Here is a 19519-nt window from a genome sequence, read left to right as displayed (position 1 = left end):
AAACAGAAATATCATAAAAGAGCAGGAGGCGACGGTAACGATGCGTTTTCGGTTATGCTCAGAGATCATTCAGAGACACCTTCTCAAAAATTTCGCTGCCCAGAGCGCTCTCTGGCGATAAATTATATACCACGATATTCTCCTCCTTCATTATCCGACTGGCGTGCGCAAACGAGGGTTTAATCAACGACATAAATTGAGATTCGAGCTGGCTCGGCATAACGTCCGCCTCGCTTTCATAAAAACGCGGCGCTGAAAAGTTCGTCATATCGACCCCGGCGAGCAGAACGGTCTGCGCGCCTAAATAGAACGCAATTTGCAGCGCCCAGTAGGCGACCGTTCCCGCATCGACCACGCCGCAGCGGATATCGCGGCAAAACCCGATGTCACGTCTGTCGGCATCAAGGCTCAGTCCGGCAAGATGTCTGCTTTGAGTAGCGTAACCGGATGGCTCCACCAGGGGTTGATAAACCTTGTGTCTGACATCTTCGATAATCGCGAGACGGCATTTGACGGCGTCGCTGCCCAGCATGCAGAAAATATCGTGCAGGCAGTGAACGGTAATAAACAGCAGCAGATCGCGGTCCTGAATCACCTGACGCACCACTTCTTGCCGGCTTTTCACAAAGTCGCGATCGACAATAACGTAGTAGTGAAAAGCCAGGCGATCGCGCAGGTGGTAGGCGCCGTTGACGCCCAGCGCGCTAAACTGCGCCAGCTTTTGCATGTCGAGCCTGTTGACCGACGGTCCGGTGGCGACAATGGCCAGCGTATCGCGATGCGTGGCGCGCAGCGCCGTTAAATCCTCAATGGCGATCTGGCGGCCTTTCCAGACCAGCGAGCAGATGTGTCCCTCAGGCGCGCGCGCTATCTTCACATGGGGCCACAGGTTTTCACTGTGCCGATAGTCGCGCGGATGGGTATAGCGATAAATCTGTTTCCAGAGCGATCCCATTCAAAGTAGTTCCCTGAGCCTGTTCCAGACCACTTCGGCGCTGGTCGACGCCAAATCGCCGTTGCTGGCTTTGATGGCGTGCTGATTCTGCCCGTAGCCCCCAATCAATCCCGGATCGGTCGGGCCATACAGGGTAATGTTGGGACGATCGAGCGCCGCGGTCAGATGGCTTAAACCGGTGTCCACCGAGACCACCGCCTTTGCGCCCGCCAGCTCGCGCGCCACCGCCTCCAGCGTTAGCTTCGGCAGCACCTCGACGTGATCGAAGCCGTCCGCCAGCCGCTGCGCGCGCTGATGTTCATGCTCGGCGCCCCAGGGCAGCTTGATGCGCAGCCCCGAGGGCTGCAGCAGCGCGATAAGGTCGCGCCAGTGGCCTTCCGGCCAGTGTTTGTTGTCGCGCGTGGTGGCATGCAGAAACACCAGATAAGGCGCGGCATCCTGCGGCACGTCGCGCAGAAAGTGCGCGGCGATGGCGTAGTCGCCCTGGGTCTGCGGCTTCTGATAGCCGAGACTTTTGGCGAACAGCTCGCGCGTGCGCTCTACCGCATGCTGCTTTTTATCGATTTCATGACGTTGATCGTACCACCAGCTGGCGAAAGGTTCGCGCGCGCTGCGGCTGTCCTGACCGTGCTTGACGCCTCTCGCCAGGCGGGTCACCAGCGCGGCGCTTTTGATCAGCCCCTGCGCGTCGATCACCACGTCATACTGGCGCGACTGCAGCTCGCGCTTGAAGAGAACGCGCTCTTCACGCTGCTGGCTGCCGAACCAGTGCTTGCGCCAGCGGCGGATCGCCACCGGCAGCACTTTATCCACCGCTGGATGCCAGCCGGGGATTTGCGCGAAATTCTCTTCCACCACCCAGTCAAAACGGATGCCGGGGATCGCCTGCATGGCGTCGGTTAAAGCGGGAAGCGTATGAAGCACATCGCCCATCGACGACGTTTTGACGATCAGGACCTGCATGCCGTCTCCTGCGGATGCGCCAGCAGCTCGCTCAGTTCCTGATGAACGCGCTGTGGCTGAATGTCGATCAGGCTCTGATGATAGCCCTGCTCGGCCTCGCCTTTGCGGACTTTGTGGTAGCCGGTAATCAGGCGGATAATGCGCACCTGTTTTGACAGCGGCGGCGTGAAGTCGGGGCTGCTCGGCCCGTAGAGCGCCACCAGCGGCCGATTGAGCGCGGCGGCGATATGCATCAGCCCGGAGTCGTTGCTGACGACGGCGTCGCAGCGCGCAATCAGGATCACCGCCTGCTCAAGCTGCGTCTCGCCCGCCAGATTACGGCAGTAGGGACGCGCCTCGGCAGGCAGCGCCGCGATAATCTCGTCGCCGCATTCGCGATCTTTGGCCGAACCAAACAGCACCACCTGCTTGCCCTCGGCGATCAGCTGCTGCGCCAGCGCGGCATAGTGATAGTGCGGCCAGCGTTTCGCCGGGCCGAACTCCGCGCCAGGGCAAAAGCCGATCAGCGGGCGTTCCGCCGACAGTTGAAACTGGGCGGCGGTTTCGATTTTTTCCCGATCCTCAACCTGAAGCTGCGGCCAGAGCAGCGGCTGCGGCAGCTGCTGCGCCGAGGCGACCGGCGTATCCTGAGCCAGGGCGATATAGCGCTCCACCATAAGGGGAAACGCCGCCTTGTCCAGCACGCGCACGTCGTTGAGCAGGCCATAGCGCATCTCGCCGCGCCAGCCGATACGGCGTTTGATGCCGGCGAAGAAAGGCACCAGCGCGGATTTAAAGGAGTTTGGCAGCACGTAGGCGCGATCGTAGCCGCTGGCGCGCAGCGTCTTGCCGATGCGGCGGCGCTCGCCAATCGCCAGCGCGCCGTGGCCGAGCGGCATCGCCAGCGCCTGGTTGACCTCCGGCATGCGCGACAGCAGTGGACGGCACCACGCAGGTGCCATCACGTCGATCACGGCGTCCGGATGCTGAGCCTTGAGGGTGCGATAGAGACTTTGCGACATCATCATATCGCCGACCCACGACGGGCCAATAACCAGAATTTTCATCGCCGGTACGCGTTCCTTATGCGCTGCGGTTCAGCCAGGCCATATACTCAGCCACGCCCTGCGCCACGGTTTTAAACGGTTTGTCATAACCGGCCGCGCGCAGGTTGGTGAGGTCCGCCTGGGTATAAGCCTGATAGCGGCCTTTCAGTTTGTCCGGGAAGGGAATGTACTCAATCTGCCCTTGCTGGTGGAATTTCAGCACCGCGTCCGCCACTTCCTGGAACGATTCTGCGCGACCGGTGCCGCAATTATAGATGCCGGAAATGTTATTTTCCCAACACCACAGATTCACCGCGACCACGTCGTCGACGTGGATAAAATCGCGCTTAAAGCCGTCGCTGCCTTCGAACAGCTTGGGATTTTCGCCGCTGGCGATTTGCGTGTTGAGGTGAAACGCGACGCTCGCCATGCTGCCTTTATGCCCTTCGCGCGGGCCGTAGACGTTGAAATAGCGGAAGCCGCAAACCGGCGAGTCCGCTTCCGGCAGGATCTGGCGCACGTAGTGGTCGAACAGCATCTTAGAGTAGCCGTAGACGTTTAACGGCTGCTCGTACTCACGCTTTTCGATGAAATTGTCGTTGCGGCCGCCGTAGGTGGCGGCGGAGGAGGCGTACAGGAAAGGAATTTCGCGCTCCAGGCAGTAGTGCAGCAGATCTTTGGAGTACTGATAGTTGTTGTCCATCATGTACTTGCCGTCCCACTCGGTGGTAGCGGAACAGGCGCCTTCATGAAACACCGCTTCAATCGGGCCGAAATCTTCGCCCGCGGCGATATAGGTGAGGAATTCCTCTTTATCCATGTAGTCGCTGATATTCAGATCGGCCAGATTGACGAATTTGGTGCCGTCTTTGAGGTTGTCGACGACCAGAATATCGCTAATACCGCGATCGTTGAGCGCCTTGACGATATTGCTGCCAATCATTCCTGCGCCGCCGGTGACGATAATCATGTGCTCTACCTTAAAAGTTGGGGGGTGAAACAGGCGGTTTCACGCGCTAATGCCTCACATCATAACATCTCATCACGGTGCAGACAGCCAGATGACTCTGACACGCCGCCCACCGCCCGCCCCCTGACGTGAACTATGCTGCAAAATTGATATTTTCCTGGTGGATTTATCGTTAGCCTGCTTGCGATTCAGTAAGATGTGCCGAATTTATGCCATCTGAGGAGAACAATGATGCCAGCGCAATTTTATCAGCAGATCCACCAGCAGCTGGATGCGGCGCACCGGGAAGGCTTGTTTAAGCAGGAGCGCATCATTACCTCCGCTCAGCAAACCGCTATTGAAGTGGGCGAGCAGCAGGTGATTAACTTCTGTGCCAACAACTATCTGGGGCTGGCTAACCATCCGGCGCTGATTGAGGCGGCAAAGGCGGGCATGGAGACGCATGGCTTTGGCATGGCGTCGGTACGCTTTATCTGCGGTACTCAGGATACGCATAAGCAGCTGGAGAAAAAGCTGGCGGCGTTTCTCGGCATGGAGGACGCCATCCTCTACTCCTCCTGCTTCGACGCCAATGGTGGCCTGTTCGAAACGCTGCTCGACGCGGAAGACGCGATTATCTCCGACGCGCTGAACCACGCCTCGATCATCGACGGCGTGCGGCTCTGCAAGGCGCAGCGCTATCGCTACGCCAACAACGACATGCAGGCGCTGCGCGCCTGTCTGGTTGAGGCGCGGGAGAAAGGCGCGCGCCATCTGCTTATCGCCACCGACGGCGTTTTTTCGATGGATGGGGTGATCGCCAACCTGCGCGGCATCTGCGACCTCGCCGACGAGTTCGATGCGCTGGTGATGGTGGATGATTCCCATGCGGTGGGCTTTGTCGGCGCGGCCGGGCGCGGCACGCACGAATATTGCGACGTTATGGGCCGCGTCGACATTATCACCGGCACGCTGGGCAAAGCGCTGGGCGGTGCTTCCGGTGGCTATACCGCCGCCCGCGCGGAGGTGGTCGAGTGGCTGCGTCAGCGTTCGCGCCCTTACCTCTTCTCCAATTCCCTGGCGCCCGCCATTGTCGCCGCCTCGCTTCGCGTGCTCGATCTGCTGAGCGAAGGCGATGGCCTGCGCCAGCGGCTGTGGGACAACGCGCGTTTTTTCCGCGAACAGATGACGGCAGCCGGTTTCACGCTGGCGGGTGCTGACCACGCCATTATCCCCGTGATGCTGGGTGAAGCCAGCGTGGCGCAGGAGTTTGCCCGGCTGCTTCAGCAAGAGGGCATTTACGTCACCGGTTTCTTCTATCCCGTGGTGCCGCGCGGTCAGGCGCGCATCCGCACGCAGATTTCGGCGGCGCATACCCAGCAGCAGCTGGAGCGCGCGGTGGACGCCTTTACCCGCATCGGAAAACAGCTCGGCGCGATCGCCTGAGGAGCCTTACATGAAAGCGTTAGCCAAACTTCACGCCCGGGAAGGCATCTGGATGGTGACCGATGCGCCGATCCCGGAGCCCGGCCACAACGATTTGCTGATCAAGATCCGTAAAACCGCTATTTGCGGCACCGATATCCATATCTACAACTGGGATGACTGGTCGAGTAAAACCATTCCGGTGCCGATGATCGTCGGGCATGAATATGTCGGCGAAGTGGTGGCGATTGGCCAGGAGGTGCGCGGCTTCAGCATCGGCGACCGCGTCTCTGGTGAAGGACATATCACCTGCGGCCACTGTCGCAACTGTCGCGCCGGACGCACCCATCTCTGCCGCAATACCATTGGCGTCGGCGTCAACCGTCAGGGCTGCTTTGCCGAGTATCTGGTGATCCCGGCCTTTAACGCCTTCCGCATTCCCGACAACATCTCTGACGAGCTTGCGGCGATTTTTGATCCCTTCGGCAATGCGGTACACACTGCGCTGTCGTTCGACCTGGTAGGCGAAGATGTGCTGATCTCCGGCGCAGGTCCCATCGGCATAATGGCGGCGGCGGTGTGTAAACATGTCGGCGCGCGCAACGTGGTGATCACCGATATCAACGACTATCGTCTCGCGCTGGCGCGCAAGATGGGCGTGACGCGCGCGGTCAACGTGGCGCATGACGATCTGCGCGCCGTGATGCGAGAGCTGGGCATGACGGAGGGCTTCGACGTGGGGCTGGAGATGTCCGGCGCGCCGCCCGCGTTCCGCACGCTGCTTGAGGTGATGAACCACGGCGGGCGCATCGCGCTGCTGGGCATTCCGCCGGGCGAGATGGCGATCGACTGGAATCAGGTAATTTTCAAAGGGCTGTTTATAAAAGGCATTTATGGCCGCGAGATGTTTGAAACCTGGTACAAGATGGCCGCGCTGATCCAGTCAGGGCTCGATCTGACGCCCGTCATCACCCACCGTTACGCGATCGACGACTTCCAGCAGGGCTTCGACGAAATGCGCTCCGGGCGCTCCGGGAAGGTGGTGCTGAGCTGGGATTAACACGCGGATAAGCGGGAACGCGTTGCCTCTGCGTGCCCGCCAGCCGCTTGTCAGATTTGCTCCTGCGCGAGCAGCGCCAGATACTGCTGGCAGATAGCGGGCGTCGCAAACGCCGAGAAGTCGATCTGCGTTAAATCCGGCGGCTGTCGATAGATTTCCAGCATCGCATTCGCCAGGGAAACGGGATTAAGATCGGCCAGCCCGCGCGCCAGTTCGCCCTGTAATAGCGACGCCGGCCCGCCCGGACAGCGCGTACTGACCACCGGCGTGCCGCACAGCATCGACTCGATCAGCACATTGCCGAAACCCTCACTATCCGAACTGACCACCAGCAGACTGGCGCGCGCCATCCAGGCGTAAGGGTTGTCGGAAAAGCCCTGGAAAATCACGCGCTGCTCGATGCCCAGCGCTGCCGCCTGCGCGCGCAGCGCCGCCGTTTTTTCCGCGCTGCCTTTGCCCAGCAGCACCAGCGGAATAGCGAGATCGGTAAGCGCATAGGCCTGCAGCAAACGATCGTGGCGTTTGGTTTCGTGGAAGCGGCCGACATGCAAAATAAACTCGGGAGCCGGCGGCGTCAGCGGCGCCTGCGCCAGCGAGCGGATAGCGTCGATATCGAAAGGATTGGCGATAACCGCTTCGCGCCGCGGGCTAACCTCAAAAGCGCGCTTCAGATCTTCCAGCGCATAAGCGGAGACGGCGATAACGTTGCGCTGCTGGTAGACCCGCTGGATCTTGCGCGCTTTGAGCCAGCGCGACACGCCGCGGCGATGGCCCAGATAAGACGCGGAAAACACGCCATGCAGGCAGAACCAGGTTTTGTCCGCCTTGAGCGCAGCGCAGCGCCTGACGATGCGGTCGGTCTTGTGCAGATGCGAGACCACGAGATCGAACGCGCCGCCAGCACGCTCGGCCGTCGCTACCGCGTTGTCCAGCTGACGCGCCCGACGCCCCAGCTCCGTGAGCTTACGCCAGGGCCGACGACAGCGATCCTCGATAACCTGATAGTCCACGCCCGCTGGCAGCGCGTATTCGCACACCTTGCGCAGCGAGAAAAGAGAGACCCGGTGTCCGGCGGCAAGCAGGCCCGCGACCAGCGTTATGACCACTTTTTCCGCGCCGCCGCCGGGCAGGCCGTCGATTACCATCAGGATACGTTTCGCCAAAGTATTTCCTTATTGAAAGAGAAAAGCCCGCCATCAGGACTCTCCTTGCTCAGCTATAGTACGGAAGCGCCGACAAGCAGTAAATGCGGCATGCCGATGATACAAGCCTTTGCGCGGGCTGACGGCCCGGCGTACTATTGCGCCTTTTCAGGGCGTTCGGGAAGACACTATGACACAGCCATCATTCCTTATTACCATCGACACTGAAGGCGATAATCTCTGGCGCAACCATCGCACCATCACCACGCGTAATACGGCGTTTCTGCCGCGCTTTCAGTCTCTGTGCGAACGCTTTGGCCTGAAGCCAACCTGGCTGACCAACTATGAAATGGCAATCGATCCCGCCTATGTCGAATTTGCGCGCGACGTGATCGCGCGCAATCAGGGCGAAGTCGGCATGCATCTGCACGCCTGGAACAGCCCGCCGGAAGCGCCGCTGACAGACGACGACTGGCGCTGGCAGCCCTACCTGATTGAATACCCTGACGATGTGCTGCGCGCCAAAGTCGCCTTTATGACACAGCTGCTGGAAGAGACGTTTCAGACCAAAATGCGCAGCCATCGCGCCGGCCGCTGGGCGTTCGACGAACGCTACGCAGCGGCGCTCACCGAACTGGGCTATCTGGTCGACTGCTCCGTGACGCCGCGCGTAAACTGGCGCTTCAACCGCGGCGCGCCGCAGGGCAACGGCGGCACGGACTACACCCATTTTCCGCGCAGCGCCTATTTTATCGATCCCAGCGATATCTCTCGCCCCGGCGAATCGCCGCTGCTGGAAGTGCCAATGAGCATCCAGTATAAATATTCTCCACTAATGAGCGCCTTTAAGCAGGGCATCTATAAGCTGCGCGGCAAGCAGCGTAGCCCGGCGGTCTACTGGCTGCGCCCTTCCGGCGGCAATGTGGCGAGCATGAAGCGGGTGATTGAACAATCGCTGGCGGAAGGCCAGGATTATGTGGAGTTTATGCTGCACTCTTCAGAATTTATGCCGGATGGCAGCCCGACGTTTAAAAACGAACAGGATATCGAGCGGCTGTATGCGGATCTGGAGGCGCTATTCAGCTGGGTCGGCCCGCGCTTTCAGGGACGCACGTTGACGGAATATCACGCCAGCTTTATGCAAAAGCGCCGCGACTAGCAGGCAGGCCAGCGTCAGGCTACGCTAGCGCGGGCCTGACAGAGCGAAATAAGATGCGATAACCGCATGAAATGCGTCACAAAAAGCATATCAGTCCCCATAATTAGCCGGGCAATTTTTACCTCGCATCGCGGCGGGTACGGCTGACGTTAAAGGATGTCGTCAGAATTATCGAAAGCACAAACTAAAAAAACAGAGCTTATGCATTCAACTCCCACTTCACCGCTGCTCAGCATCATCTCCCCCATGTACAACGCGGGCGAGATGTTCGATGCCTTTATGCAGTCGCTGCTGGCGCAGACCCTGACCTCGCTGGAGATCATCATCGTCGACGACGGCTCGACCGACGATTCCGGCGCGCGCGCCGAGGCGTATGCGGCGCAGCATCCCCACATTACCGTCATCCATCAGGAAAACGGCGGCGTGTCGCGCGCGCGCAACGCCGGGCTGCGCATCGCGCGTGGCAAATATGTCACTTTCCCGGACTCAGACGACACCATGCGGCCGGAGATGTACCAGACGCTGGTGGAGATGGCGGAGCAGGACGATCTCGACGCCGCGCAGTGCAACGCCGAATGGTTCTTTCAGCGCGATCAACGCACCAGGCCGATGATCCCGCTGGATCGTCTGCGCAGCACGCCGGTGCTGGGCGGCGCAGAGTGGCTCAACACCGCGCTGAAAACGCGCCGCTATCTGCACGTGGTCTGGCTGGGCATCTATCGCCGCTCGCTGATCGAACAGAAGCAGCTCTGGTTTGAGCCGGGCCTGCATCATCAGGATATTCCCTGGACCACCGAGTTTATGTTCAACGCGCGGCGCGTCCGCTACACCGACCAGGTGCTCTATCGCTACTACCTGCACGACGCCTCGATCAGCAACCGCAAACGCACCGGCCAGCGCAACGTGGAGTATCAGCGTCATTACTTAAAAATCGCCCGCATGCTGGAGGAGATCAACGCGCGCTATAAAAAGAGCGTGACGATTTATCCCACTTTTCATGCGCAAATCACCCATGAGGCGCTCAGCGTCTGCCACTGCGTGCGCCGCGAGCCCGATCCGGCGGCGAAGCAGGCGATGATCAACGATATTTTCGCCAGCAAAACCCACCTGCGTATGCTGCGTAACGCGCGCGGCGTCAAACAGTGGTATCAGTTGCTGCTGTGGCTTGGCCGCCTCTGGCGCTGGCGCGACAAATAACCGCCGCCGCAGGTTTCACCCCTGAAGGGTTTGCCCTACAATCGCCTCACTGAAAATTACAGGCATTTGTGTATGGCAAACCCGACTCACGCAGACGTTAACCCACACAATATTTTGCTTATTAAGCTGCGCCATCACGGCGATATGCTGCTGACCACGCCGGTGATCAACGCGCTGCGCCAGCGCTATCCGCAGGCCAGTATCGACGTGCTGCTCTACAAAGAGACGCGGCCGATGCTGGAGGCGCATCCGGCGATCCGCCAGCTGCACGTTATCGACCGCAAATGGAAGCAGGAAGGAAGCTGGCGCAAGCTGCGCCACGAGCGCGACCTGTTCGCCGCCGTGCGCGCCAGCCGTTACGATATCGTGATCAATCTCGCCGATCAGTGGCGCAGCGCGCTGATCACCCTGTTTAGCGGCGCGCCGCTGCGTATCGGCTTCGCCTTTAACAAGCGCGACAACGCCTTCTGGCGGCTCTGCCACAACTGCCTGGTACCAACCCGCAATCACAATCAGCTGCATACCGTTGAGCAGAATATGACGGCGCTGACGCCGCTCGGCATTGCGCCGCAGGGCGCGCGCGCCTCTATGCACTACAGCGCCGTCGACGGGCAGAAAGTCGATGCGCTGCTGGCGGAACAGGGCGTTGACACGCCTTTTATCGTGGTGCAGCCCACCTCGCGCTGGAATTTCAAATGCTGGGAAGAGGAGAAGGTCGCTGCGACCATCGACCAGCTGGCGCAGGCAGAGCGCAAAGTGGTGCTGACTGCCGCGCCCGACCAGCATGAAATGGCGATGATCGCGCGCATTCAGGCGCTCTGCACCACGCCGCATTTGGTGTCGCTGGCCGGTCAGCTTTCTCTGCCGCAGCTGGCGGCGCTGATCGACCGCGCCCGGCTTTTTATCGGCGTGGATTCCGCGCCGATGCATATGGCCGCTGCGCTCGACACGCCCTGCATCGCGCTGTTCGGACCGACTAAACTGCAGTTCTGGCGGCCGTGGGGCGATCATAACCAGGTGATTTGGGCGGGCGATTACGGCCCGCTGCCCGATCCCGACGCCATCGATACCAATACGCACCAGCGCTATCTCAGCGCCATTCCGGTTGAGGATGTGGTCGAGGCCGCAAGGAATTTCTTACATGACTAAAGTACGCCTGGCCATCGTCCGGCAAAAATACCGTCCCGACGGCGGCGCCGAACGCTTTATCTCACGCGCGCTGGAGGCGCTCGGCAGCGAGCAGCTCGATCTCAACATCATTACGCGCAGCTGGCAGGGCACGCCGAATCCCGACTGGCATCTGCACATCTGCAATCCGCCTAAGCTGGGCCGCATCTCGCGCGAACGCGGCTTTGCCCGCGCGGCGCGCGCCTGCTGGGAGAAAGAGCGCTTCGATATCGTTCAGAGCCACGAGCGCATCGCCGGCTGCGACATATTTCGCGCCGGCGACGGCGTGCATCGCGTCTGGCTGGAGCAGCGCGCGCGTATCGTTTCGCCGTGGCAGCGCCTGAGCGCCGCGCTCAGCCCCTATCATCGCTACGTGCTGCGGGCGGAGGCGGAGATGTTTAACGCCCCGTCGCTAAAAGCGGTGATCTGCAATTCAGAGATGGTGAAGCGCGATATCCTGCGCTGCTTTTCGCTGAGCGCGGAGAAAATCCACGTTATCCATAACGCCATTGACGCCCAGCGCTTCCAGCCCGCCAGCGAGGCGAGCCGTCAGGCGACGCGCCAGCAGCTACAGCTGCCGGCGAGCGCCACGGTGCTGATTTACGTCGGCTCCGGCTTTGAGCGCAAAGGGCTGAAGGCGGCCATCGAGGCGCTGGCGAAAAGCGATCGCTACCTGATCGTGGTCGGCCAGGACAAGCAGCTGTCGCGCTATCAGCAGCTGGCGAATCAGCTGAACTGTCTGGACCGTCTGCGCTTTGTCGGCGTGCAGCAGGATGTGCAGCCCTTTTATCACGCCGCCGACGGGCTGCTGCTGCCGACGCTCTACGATCCCTTTCCGAACGTGGTGCTGGAGGCGATGGCCTGCGGCCTGCCGGTGATCACCAGCACCGGCTGCGGCGGCGCGGAATTTATTACCGCTGGTCAGGAAGGCTTCGTTTGCGATGCGTTGGATATCAAGGCGTTAACCCAGGCGATTATGGCGATACCGGCGCTTTCGGCTGATTCGCGTTTAGGCGAAGCCGCAAGGCGCAGAATCGAACCTTATGGCCCGCAGCGGCTGGCGCAGTCGCTGACTTCGCTTTATCAGCAGGTACTGGCGCGCCGCTGACAAAGTGGTGAGCCTGTCTGGCCTTTCTGATAACATAGATTGATTTACGTGATAATTTTTCTGCCAGGCTGTCGAAACGATAACTATGACAACCCTCTATACCGTTCTGCTCTACCTTATTCAGCCGCTCATCTGGCTGCGCCTCTGGCTGCGCGGCCGTAAAGCGCCGGCGTACCGTAAACGCTGGGCGGAACGCTACGGCTATTGCACAGGTAAAGTGGAGCCGGACGGCATTGTGCTGCACTCGGTTTCCGTCGGCGAAACCCTGGCGGCGATCCCGCTGGTGCGCGCGCTGCGTCACCGCTATCCCACGCTGCCGATCACCGTCACCACTATGACGCCGACCGGATCCGAGCGGGCGCAGTCGGCGTTCGGCAAAGATGTGCATCACGTCTATCTGCCCTACGATCTGCCCGGCGCCATCAACCGGTTCCTCGACACGGTCAATCCGCGCCTGGTGATCATTATGGAAACCGAGCTGTGGCCCAATATTATTCGCATCCTGCATCAGCGCCAGATCCCGCTGGTGATCGCCAATGCGCGCCTGTCGGAACGGTCCGCTAAAGGCTACCGCAAGCTGGGCGGCTTTATGCGCGACCTGCTGCAACGCATCACCCTGATCGCCGCGCAGAACGCGGAAGATGGCGATCGCTTCCTGGCGCTGGGGCTGAAGCGCTCGCAGCTGGCGGTTACCGGCAGCCTGAAATTCGATATCTCCGTGACGCCTGAACTGGCCGCCCGCGCCATCACGCTGCGTCGCCAGTGGGCGCCGCGCCGTCCGGTCTGGATCGCCACCAGCACCCATGAAGGGGAAGAGGCGATCGTGCTGGACGCGCATCGTCGTCTGCTGCAAACCTTTCCCGATCTGCTGTTGATTCTGGTGCCGCGCCATCCCGAGCGCTTTAGCGACGCGCGCGACCTGACGCACAAGCGCAACTTCAGCTTTATTCTGCGCAGCAGCGGCGAAATTCCCTCTGGCTCGACGCAGGTGGTAATTGGCGACACCATGGGCGAGCTAATGCTGCTCTATGGCATTGCCGATCTCGCCTTCGTCGGCGGCAGCCTGGTGGAGCGCGGCGGTCACAACCCGCTGGAGCCGGCGGCGCACGCCATTCCGGTGCTGATGGGCCCGCACACCTGGAACTTCAAAGATATCTGCGGCAAGCTGCAGGAGGCGCAGGGTTTGATTACCGTGACCGACGTGGTGTCGCTGGAGAAAGAGGTGGCAAATCTGCTGCAGGATGAAGATTACCGCCTCTACTACGGCCGCCATGCGGTTGAGGTGCTGCACCAGAACCAGGGCGCGCTGCAGCGTCTGCTACAGTTACTCGAACCCCATTTACCGCCACGGGCCCACTAATGACCGCTCGCCAACGCCTTTCTGTGGTGATGATCGCCAAAAATGAAGCGGCGCTGCTGCCCGACTGCCTCGCGTCGGTCAGCTGGGCGGATGAGATCATCCTGCTCGACGCCGGCAGTGAGGATGAGACCGCCGCTATCGCACGTCAGGCGGGCGCAAAGGTCTTTCACGCCGAGGCGTGGGCCGGCTTCGGCAAACAGCGCCAGCGCGCGCAGCGCCACGCCAGCGGCGACATGATTTTGATGATCGATGCCGACGAGCGCGTCACGCCGACGCTGCGCGCCAGCATAGAGGCGGTGCTGGCACAGCCGCCCTCTTCGACCGTTTACAGCCTGAATCGCAGCAACCTGTTTCTTGGCCGCTTTATGCGTCACAGCGGCTGGTATCCCGATCGCGTGATGCGCCTCTATCCGCGCGCGCTGAACTATAACGACAACCTGGTGCACGAGTCGCTCGACACCTTGGGCGCGCCGGTGGTCAGGCTGCGCGGCGATCTGCAGCATCTGACCTGCCGCGACCTTATCGTTTTTCAGCAGAAGCAGCTGGCCTATGCCGCCGCCTGGGCGCAGGAGCGCCACCAGCGCGGCAAGCGCTGCGGCCTCTTCTCCGTGTTCACCCATGCGCTGGGCGCCTTCCTGAAAACCCTTTTGCTGCGCGCCGGCTTTCTCGACGGCAAACAGGGCTGGGTGCTGGCCGTGGTCAATGCGCAATACACCTTCAACAAATATTCCGCGCTGTGGGCGCTGAATCACGCCGCAGACAAGGGTCCTCTATGAGCACCAGAGCGATTTATCCCGGAACCTTCGATCCCATCACGCTGGGTCATCTCGATATCGTGACGCGCGCCGCGCAGATGTTCGATGAGATGGTGCTGGCCATTGCCGCCAGCCCGAGTAAAAAGCCGATGTTTAGCCTTGAAGAGCGCATTGAGCTGGCGCGCGAGGCGGTGGCGCATTTGCCGAACGTCGAAGTGGTGGGGTTTAGCGATCTGATGGCGAACTTCGCCCGCGCGCAGCAGGCCAACGTACTGGTGCGCGGCCTGCGCGCGGTGTCGGACTTCGAATATGAGCTGCAGCTCGCCCATATGAATCGCCATCTGCTGCCAACGCTGGAAAGCGTGTTTCTGATGCCGTCAGAAGGCTTTTCGTTCGTCTCCTCTTCGCTGGTGAAAGAGGTGGCGCGCCACGGCGGCGACGTCAGCGCCTTCCTGCCTGCGCCTGTGCACCAGGCGCTGCTGGCAAAGCTGGCCTGATCAGTGCTGGCAGTTAGGGCACCAGAAGGTGCTGCGCTGCCCGTGCTTGCCGCTGACAATCGGCGTGCCGCAGGCGCGACAAGGCTCGCCGGCGCGGCCATACACCTGCAGCTCCTGCGCGAAATAGCCGGGTTTGCCGTCGCTCTGTAAAAAGTCGCGCAGCGTGGTGCCGCCCTGCTCTATCGATCGCAGCAACACCGCTTTGATGGTGGCACACAGCCGCTGCGCCTCTTCGTCACTCAGGCTCATCGCCGGACGATCGGGCAGGATCCCGGAGGTGAACAGCGATTCGCTGGCGTAGATATTGCCGACGCCCACCACCACTTTGTTATCCATCAGCCACTGCTTCACCGCCGTGCGCTTGCCGCGCGACTTCTCATAGAGATAGTCGCCGCTAAAGGCGTCGCTGAGCGGCTCAGGCCCCAGATGCGCCAGCACATTGCTCCCTTCGGGATCGGTGCTCCACAGCCAGGCGCCAAAGCGGCGCGGATCGGTGTAGCGCAGCACCTTGCCGTTGCTCATCACTAAATCGACATGGTCATGCTTCGCGGCGGGCTGCTCTTCCGGCAGCACGCGCAGGCTGCCGGACATGCCGAGATGGATGATGATCCAGCCGTGCGGCAGCTCCAGCAGCAGATATTTGGCGCGGCGCTGCACGCTCAGCACCGGCTGATCGCTGAGCGCATGGATCTCCTGCGACACCGGCCAGCGCAGGCGCGAATTGCGCACCACGGCATGTAAAATCTTTTCGCCCACCAGATGCGGTTCAATGCCGCGTCGGCTGGTTTCGACCTCGGGTAATTCCGGCATGTTCTCTCCTCAAAAAGCGGCAAAAACAAAAAACCCGGCCGAAGCCGGGTTTTTCACAGAACACCAAAATTATTTAATTTTGGCTTCTTTGTAGATCACGTGCTGACGTACAACCGGATCGAACTTTTTCAGTTCCAGTTTCTCTGGTTTAGTACGTTTGTTCTTCGTGGTGGTATAGAAGTGACCTGTACCAGCAGAGGAAACCAGCTTGATCTTCTCACGAATACCTTTAGCCATGATTCAGTTCCTTAGTACTTCTCACCACGGGCGCGGATTTCGGCCAGAACCGTATCGATGCCCTTTTTATCAATAACACGCATACCTTTAGCAGATACACGAAGAGTAACGAAGCGCTTCTCGCTCTCAACCCAGAAACGGTGTGAGTGCAGGTTCGGAAGGAAACGGCGTTTCGTCGCGTTCATTGCGTGGGAACGGTTGTTACCGGTCACCGGACGCTTTCCAGTTACCTGGCAGACTCGTGACATGTCTATTCTCCAAAAATCAAATCAGCTCGAGCTTTAAAAACTAGGTCTTGGCCGCCTCGTCAGGCTCATAGCCCGCCAGGCGAGTTCCATGTGAACCCGCTAAGCTGGCCCAAACGCCAAACCCGAGATTCTCAAAGGTGGCGTAGTATACGCCGCTCAGCGCAAGTGCTCAAGTCCCGAACAGATAAAGATCCCTGAAGATCGCGCAAAAAGCCGCCATCTGCACCTGGCGGCCCTGGCTTTTTACAGCCAGCCGCGTTCGGCAAAAGAGACATATTCGCCGTGACCGATCACCAGATGATCGAGCAGGCGAATATTCAGCAGGGTGCAGGCCGCGCTCACTTTATGGGTAATATGCCGATCGGCGCGGCTCGGCTCCGCCATGCCGGAAGGGTGATTATGGGCGAGGATCACCGCCGCGGCGTTGACCTTCAGCGCCTCGCGCACGATTTCGCGCGGATGCACCTCGACGCTGTTGATCGAGCCCATAAAGAGCGTCTGCGCCTGCAGCACCCGATGCTGATTGTCGAGAAACAGCGCCATAAACACCTCGCGCTCCTGATGCGCCAGCACGCTCTGCAGATAGTGCCGCGTCACCTGCGGGTTCGCCATCACATCTTCCCGCGCCATCTGGCTGGCGAAAAAGCGTCGCGCCAGTTCCGCAATAGCGTGCAGCTGCGCCAGCTTGGCGGCGCCGACGCCTTTTATCTCGCTGAACGCCGCCGGTTCAGCGGTCATGATGTGATAAAGCGAGCCGAAACGCTGCAGCATCTGCTGCGCCAGCGTCAGCACGTTCACCCCCACCGCGCCGGTGCGCAAAAAAATCGCCAGCAGCTCCGCGTCGCTCAACGCCGCCGCGCCCATCGACCGTAATTTTTCCCGTGGTGTCATCGCTTCCATATCTGCCTCCTGCGGTTAGCGACATCATGACCAGACACTGTATACTTAACCAGTATCTTCTGGCAGAATTACGAGGCGGCTCGCAAACGCAAGGGGTGAAAAGGTGTGCAGAGGGTTTTATGATAGAGTCCTGCCACTTCGCCGCGTCTGACGCGGCATCCAGCCACATGAGGCCAATAGCATGATGGGATTAGCCGGAAAAAAAATTCTGCTTGGCGTGAGCGGCGGCATCGCAGCCTATAAAACGCCCGAGCTGGTGCGTCGCCTGCGCGAACGCGGCGCCGAGGTGCGCGTGATGATGACGCCCGCCGCCAAAGCTTTTATTACGCCGCTCAGCCTGCAGGCCGTTTCCGGTTATCCGGTGTTTGAAGACCTGCTCGATCCCGCCGCCGAAGCGGCGATGGGCCATATCGAGCTGGCAAAATGGGCGGACCTGGTGGTGCTGGCGCCCGCTTCGGCCGATTTGATCGCCCGTCTGACCGCCGGCATGGCCAACGATCTGGTTACCACCGCCTGCCTTGCCACCGCCGCACCCGTCGCCGTGGTGCCGGCGATGAATCAGCAGATGTATCGCGCCGCCGTGACGCAGCACAACCTGCAGCAGCTTGAGGCGCGCGGCCTGCTGATCTGGGGCCCCGACAGCGGCAGCCAGGCGTGCGGCGACGTCGGACCGGGCCGGATGCTCGATCCGCTGGCGATTGTCGACCACGCGGCGCAGTGGGCGTCGCCCGTCAACGATTTGCAACATCTCAACATTATGATCACCGCCGGTCCCACGCGCGAGGCGCTCGATCCGGTGCGCTATATCAGTAACCACAGCTCCGGCAAGATGGGCTTCGCCATCGCCGCCGCCGCCGCCAGACGCGGCGCCCGCGTGACGCTGGTGACCGGTCCGGTTAACCTGCCGACGCCGCCTGCGGTGAAGCGCGTTGACGTTATCTCTGCGCAGGAGATGGAAGCCGCCGTGATGGCGGAAGCGGCGCAGCAGCAGATTTTTATCGCCAGCGCCGCCGTCGCGGACTATCGCGCCGCGACCATCGCGCCGGAAAAGATGAAAAAACAGGGCAGCGAAGACGATGCCGTCACGCTACAGCTGGTAAAGAATCCCGATATTGTGGCGGGCGTCGCCGCCATGCAGCAAAACCGTCCCTACGTGGTTGGATTTGCCGCTGAAACCCAGAATGTGGAAGAATACGCCCGACAAAAACGGGTACGTAAAAATCTGGACCTGATTTGCGCCAACGACGTGGCGCAGGCCGGACAGGGATTTAACAGCGATACCAACGCGCTTCACCTTTTTTGGCAGGAGGGAGAAAAACGCTTACCGCTCAGCGATAAGACGCTCCTTGGCCAACATTTATTAGACGAGATTGTCCGCCTTTATGATGAAAAAAATCGACGTAAAGATTCTTGATGCGCGCGTGGGCGCGGAGTTTCCCCTGCCCACCTACGCCACCTCTGGCTCCGCCGGGCTCGATCTGCGCGCCTGTCTGGACAGCGCGCTGGAGATCGCCCCAGGTATGACCACGCTGGTGCCGACCGGCCTGGCGATCCACATCGGCGATCCGACGCTGGCGGCGGTTATCCTGCCGCGCTCCGGCCTCGGCCATAAGCATGGCATCGTGCTGGGCAATCTGGTGGGCCTGATCGACTCGGACTATCAGGGCCAGCTGATGGTATCGGTCTGGAACCGCGGCCAGCAGAGCTTTACGCTGCAGCCGGGCGATCGCCTGGCCCAGCTGGTCTTTGTGCCGGTGGTGCAGGCGGAGTTCAACCTGGTGGAAGATTTCGACGCCAGCGACCGCGGCGAAGGCGGCTTCGGTCACTCCGGACGTCTGTAACGCCCGTTTTTGCTTAACCATCTGTTTATTTCTTACCAGCCTTGAGCCTGCGCTCAGGGCTGATAAGAAGGTGTGCCTGTTAAAGGTGAATTTCAGGGGTTTTTAAGGTCATGGCAGAGAAAAAAATCGCCAAACGGAACCGTCGCGAAGAAATTTTGCAGGCGTTGGCGCAGATGCTGGAGTCCAGTGACGGTAGCCAGCGCATTACCACCGCCAAGCTGGCCGCCACCGTCGGCGTGTCTGAAGCGGCGCTCTATCGCCACTTTCCCAGCAAAACGCGCATGTTCGACAGCCTGATTGAATTTATCGAAGACAGCCTGATTACCCGCATCAATCTGATCCTGAAAGATGAAAAAGAGACGATGACGCGCCTGCGTCTTATCGTGCAATTGATTCTGGGTTTTGGTGAGCGTAATCCGGGGCTGACGCGTATTCTGACCGGCCATGCGCTGATGTTTGAGCAGGATCGTCTGCAGGGGCGCATCAACCAGCTGTTTGAACGGATTGAGGTGCAGCTGCGCCAGGTCATGCGCGAGCGGAGAATGCGTGAAGGCGAAGGCTTCGAAACAGACGAAGCGCTGCTGGCGAGCCAGCTGCTGGCCTTCTGCGAAGGGGTGCTGTCGCGCTACGTGCGTTCAGAGTTTCGCTTTCGCCCGACCGCCGAATTCGATACCCGCTGGCCGCTGCTCGCCGCGCAGCTGGTGTAACGAACGACTCCCTC

21 protein-coding genes are annotated in these 19519 nt (G+C 60.4%); 12 read left to right on the top strand and 9 right to left on the bottom strand.

From position 1 onward, the window contains the following. Window positions 1-58: 58 nt before the first annotated feature. The 4 genes from B2J69_RS07235 to rfaD are packed head-to-tail and all read right to left on the bottom strand — an operon-like array spanning window position 59 to window position 3913. The gene (locus tag B2J69_RS07235; protein ID WP_081137821.1) at window positions 59-955 is read right to left on the bottom strand and encodes a hypothetical protein; all 897 of its coding nucleotides are present in this window, start codon (window positions 953-955) and stop codon (window positions 59-61) included. Further along, window positions 956-1918, bottom strand: a complete 963-nt coding sequence (rfaC, locus tag B2J69_RS07230) for a lipopolysaccharide heptosyltransferase RfaC (protein ID WP_081137819.1) — start codon at window positions 1916-1918, stop codon at window positions 956-958. After that, entirely contained in the window at window positions 1906-2964 is a 1059-nt protein-coding gene (rfaF, locus tag B2J69_RS07225) for an ADP-heptose--LPS heptosyltransferase RfaF (protein WP_081137817.1), read from the bottom strand. Before rfaF ends, rfaC begins: the two co-directional genes overlap by 13 nt. A 16-nt stretch (window positions 2965-2980) precedes the next feature. After that, a complete protein-coding gene (rfaD, locus tag B2J69_RS07220; RefSeq protein WP_081137816.1) occupies window positions 2981-3913 on the bottom strand; it encodes an ADP-glyceromanno-heptose 6-epimerase in 933 nt (310 codons plus the stop codon). A gap of 231 nt (window positions 3914-4144) precedes the next feature. Between rfaD and B2J69_RS07215 the strand changes: the two genes are divergently transcribed. Together B2J69_RS07215 and tdh are read left to right on the top strand one after the other, a co-directional pair. Then, window positions 4145-5338, top strand: coding sequence for a glycine C-acetyltransferase (locus B2J69_RS07215; protein ID WP_081137919.1), 1194 nt, complete (start codon window positions 4145-4147; stop codon window positions 5336-5338). A 10-nt stretch (window positions 5339-5348) separates the two neighbouring features. Beyond that, entirely contained in the window at window positions 5349-6377 is a 1029-nt protein-coding gene (gene tdh / locus B2J69_RS07210; RefSeq protein WP_081137815.1) for an L-threonine 3-dehydrogenase, read from the top strand. A 50-nt stretch (window positions 6378-6427) separates the two neighbouring features. On the opposite strand, the gene B2J69_RS07205 is transcribed toward tdh, so the two are convergent. Continuing rightward, window positions 6428-7522, bottom strand: a complete 1095-nt coding sequence (locus B2J69_RS07205; RefSeq protein WP_081137916.1) for a glycosyltransferase — start codon at window positions 7520-7522, stop codon at window positions 6428-6430. Between the two features lie 187 nt (window positions 7523-7709). On the opposite strand from B2J69_RS07205, the gene B2J69_RS07200 reads away from it, so the two are divergent. The 7 genes from B2J69_RS07200 to coaD all read left to right on the top strand — a co-directional run bounded on the left by B2J69_RS07200 (window position 7710) and on the right by coaD (window position 14762). Continuing rightward, window positions 7710-8678, top strand: a complete 969-nt coding sequence (locus B2J69_RS07200; RefSeq protein ID WP_081137813.1) for a polysaccharide deacetylase family protein — start codon at window positions 7710-7712, stop codon at window positions 8676-8678. A gap of 201 nt (window positions 8679-8879) precedes the next feature. Further along, window positions 8880-9875 (top strand): glycosyltransferase, encoded by a 996-nt coding sequence (locus B2J69_RS07195; protein ID WP_269087938.1) that lies wholly within the window; start codon window positions 8880-8882, stop codon window positions 9873-9875. A gap of 72 nt (window positions 9876-9947) precedes the next feature. Next, a complete protein-coding gene (rfaQ, locus tag B2J69_RS07190; RefSeq protein WP_081137809.1) occupies window positions 9948-11024 on the top strand; it encodes a putative lipopolysaccharide heptosyltransferase III in 1077 nt (358 codons plus the stop codon). After that, window positions 11017-12150: a glycosyltransferase family 4 protein gene (locus B2J69_RS07185; RefSeq protein ID WP_081137807.1), complete on the top strand. Its 1134-nt coding sequence runs from the start codon at window positions 11017-11019 to the stop codon at window positions 12148-12150. Before rfaQ ends, B2J69_RS07185 begins: the two co-directional genes overlap by 8 nt. Window positions 12151-12235: 85 nt before the next feature. Beyond that, complete coding sequence (gene waaA, locus B2J69_RS07180) at window positions 12236-13510, top strand: lipid IV(A) 3-deoxy-D-manno-octulosonic acid transferase (RefSeq protein ID WP_081137805.1); 1275 nt, start codon at window positions 12236-12238, stop codon at window positions 13508-13510. Further along, the gene (locus B2J69_RS07175; protein WP_081137803.1) at window positions 13510-14286 is read left to right on the top strand and encodes a glycosyltransferase family 2 protein; all 777 of its coding nucleotides are present in this window, start codon (window positions 13510-13512) and stop codon (window positions 14284-14286) included. The genes waaA and B2J69_RS07175 overlap by 1 nt, the downstream gene beginning before the upstream one ends. Continuing rightward, a complete protein-coding gene (gene coaD / locus B2J69_RS07170) occupies window positions 14283-14762 on the top strand; it encodes a pantetheine-phosphate adenylyltransferase (RefSeq protein ID WP_081137801.1) in 480 nt (159 codons plus the stop codon). Before B2J69_RS07175 ends, coaD begins: the two co-directional genes overlap by 4 nt. Here the strand turns inward: coaD and mutM are convergent, their stop codons facing one another. The 4 genes from mutM to radC form a co-directional block, all read right to left on the bottom strand. Then, window positions 14763-15572 carry a bifunctional DNA-formamidopyrimidine glycosylase/DNA-(apurinic or apyrimidinic site) lyase gene (mutM, locus tag B2J69_RS07165; RefSeq protein ID WP_081137799.1) on the bottom strand — a complete coding sequence of 270 codons (810 nt, stop codon included), beginning with the start codon at window positions 15570-15572 and terminating at the stop codon, window positions 14763-14765. Between the two features lie 69 nt (window positions 15573-15641). Continuing rightward, window positions 15642-15809: a 50S ribosomal protein L33 gene (gene rpmG, locus B2J69_RS07160; RefSeq protein WP_001051798.1), complete on the bottom strand. Its 168-nt coding sequence runs from the start codon at window positions 15807-15809 to the stop codon at window positions 15642-15644. 11 nt (window positions 15810-15820) lie between these two features. Beyond that, a complete protein-coding gene (gene rpmB / locus B2J69_RS07155) occupies window positions 15821-16057 on the bottom strand; it encodes a 50S ribosomal protein L28 (protein WP_010616494.1) in 237 nt (78 codons plus the stop codon). A gap of 243 nt (window positions 16058-16300) precedes the next feature. Next, window positions 16301-16957, bottom strand: a complete 657-nt coding sequence (gene radC / locus B2J69_RS07150) for a RadC family protein (RefSeq protein WP_081137797.1) — start codon at window positions 16955-16957, stop codon at window positions 16301-16303. Window positions 16958-17141: 184 nt separating this feature from the next. Between radC and coaBC the strand changes: the two genes are divergently transcribed. The 3 genes from coaBC (at window position 17142) to slmA (ending at window position 19505) form a co-directional block, all read left to right on the top strand. Then, a complete protein-coding gene (coaBC, locus tag B2J69_RS07145) occupies window positions 17142-18371 on the top strand; it encodes a bifunctional phosphopantothenoylcysteine decarboxylase/phosphopantothenate--cysteine ligase CoaBC (protein WP_094078489.1) in 1230 nt (409 codons plus the stop codon). Then, window positions 18340-18798 carry a dUTP diphosphatase gene (gene dut, locus B2J69_RS07140; RefSeq protein WP_081137793.1) on the top strand — a complete coding sequence of 153 codons (459 nt, stop codon included), beginning with the start codon at window positions 18340-18342 and terminating at the stop codon, window positions 18796-18798. Before coaBC ends, dut begins: the two co-directional genes overlap by 32 nt. 110 nt (window positions 18799-18908) lie before the next feature. Continuing rightward, the gene (gene slmA, locus B2J69_RS07135) at window positions 18909-19505 is read left to right on the top strand and encodes a nucleoid occlusion factor SlmA (RefSeq protein ID WP_081137791.1); all 597 of its coding nucleotides are present in this window, start codon (window positions 18909-18911) and stop codon (window positions 19503-19505) included. The last annotated feature ends 14 nt before the right edge of the window (window positions 19506-19519 follow it).

The organism is Pantoea latae (assembly GCF_002077695.1).
GTDB lineage: Bacteria > Pseudomonadota > Gammaproteobacteria > Enterobacterales > Enterobacteriaceae > Pantoea > Pantoea latae.
This window is presented reverse-complemented; position numbering and strand designations above follow the sequence as displayed.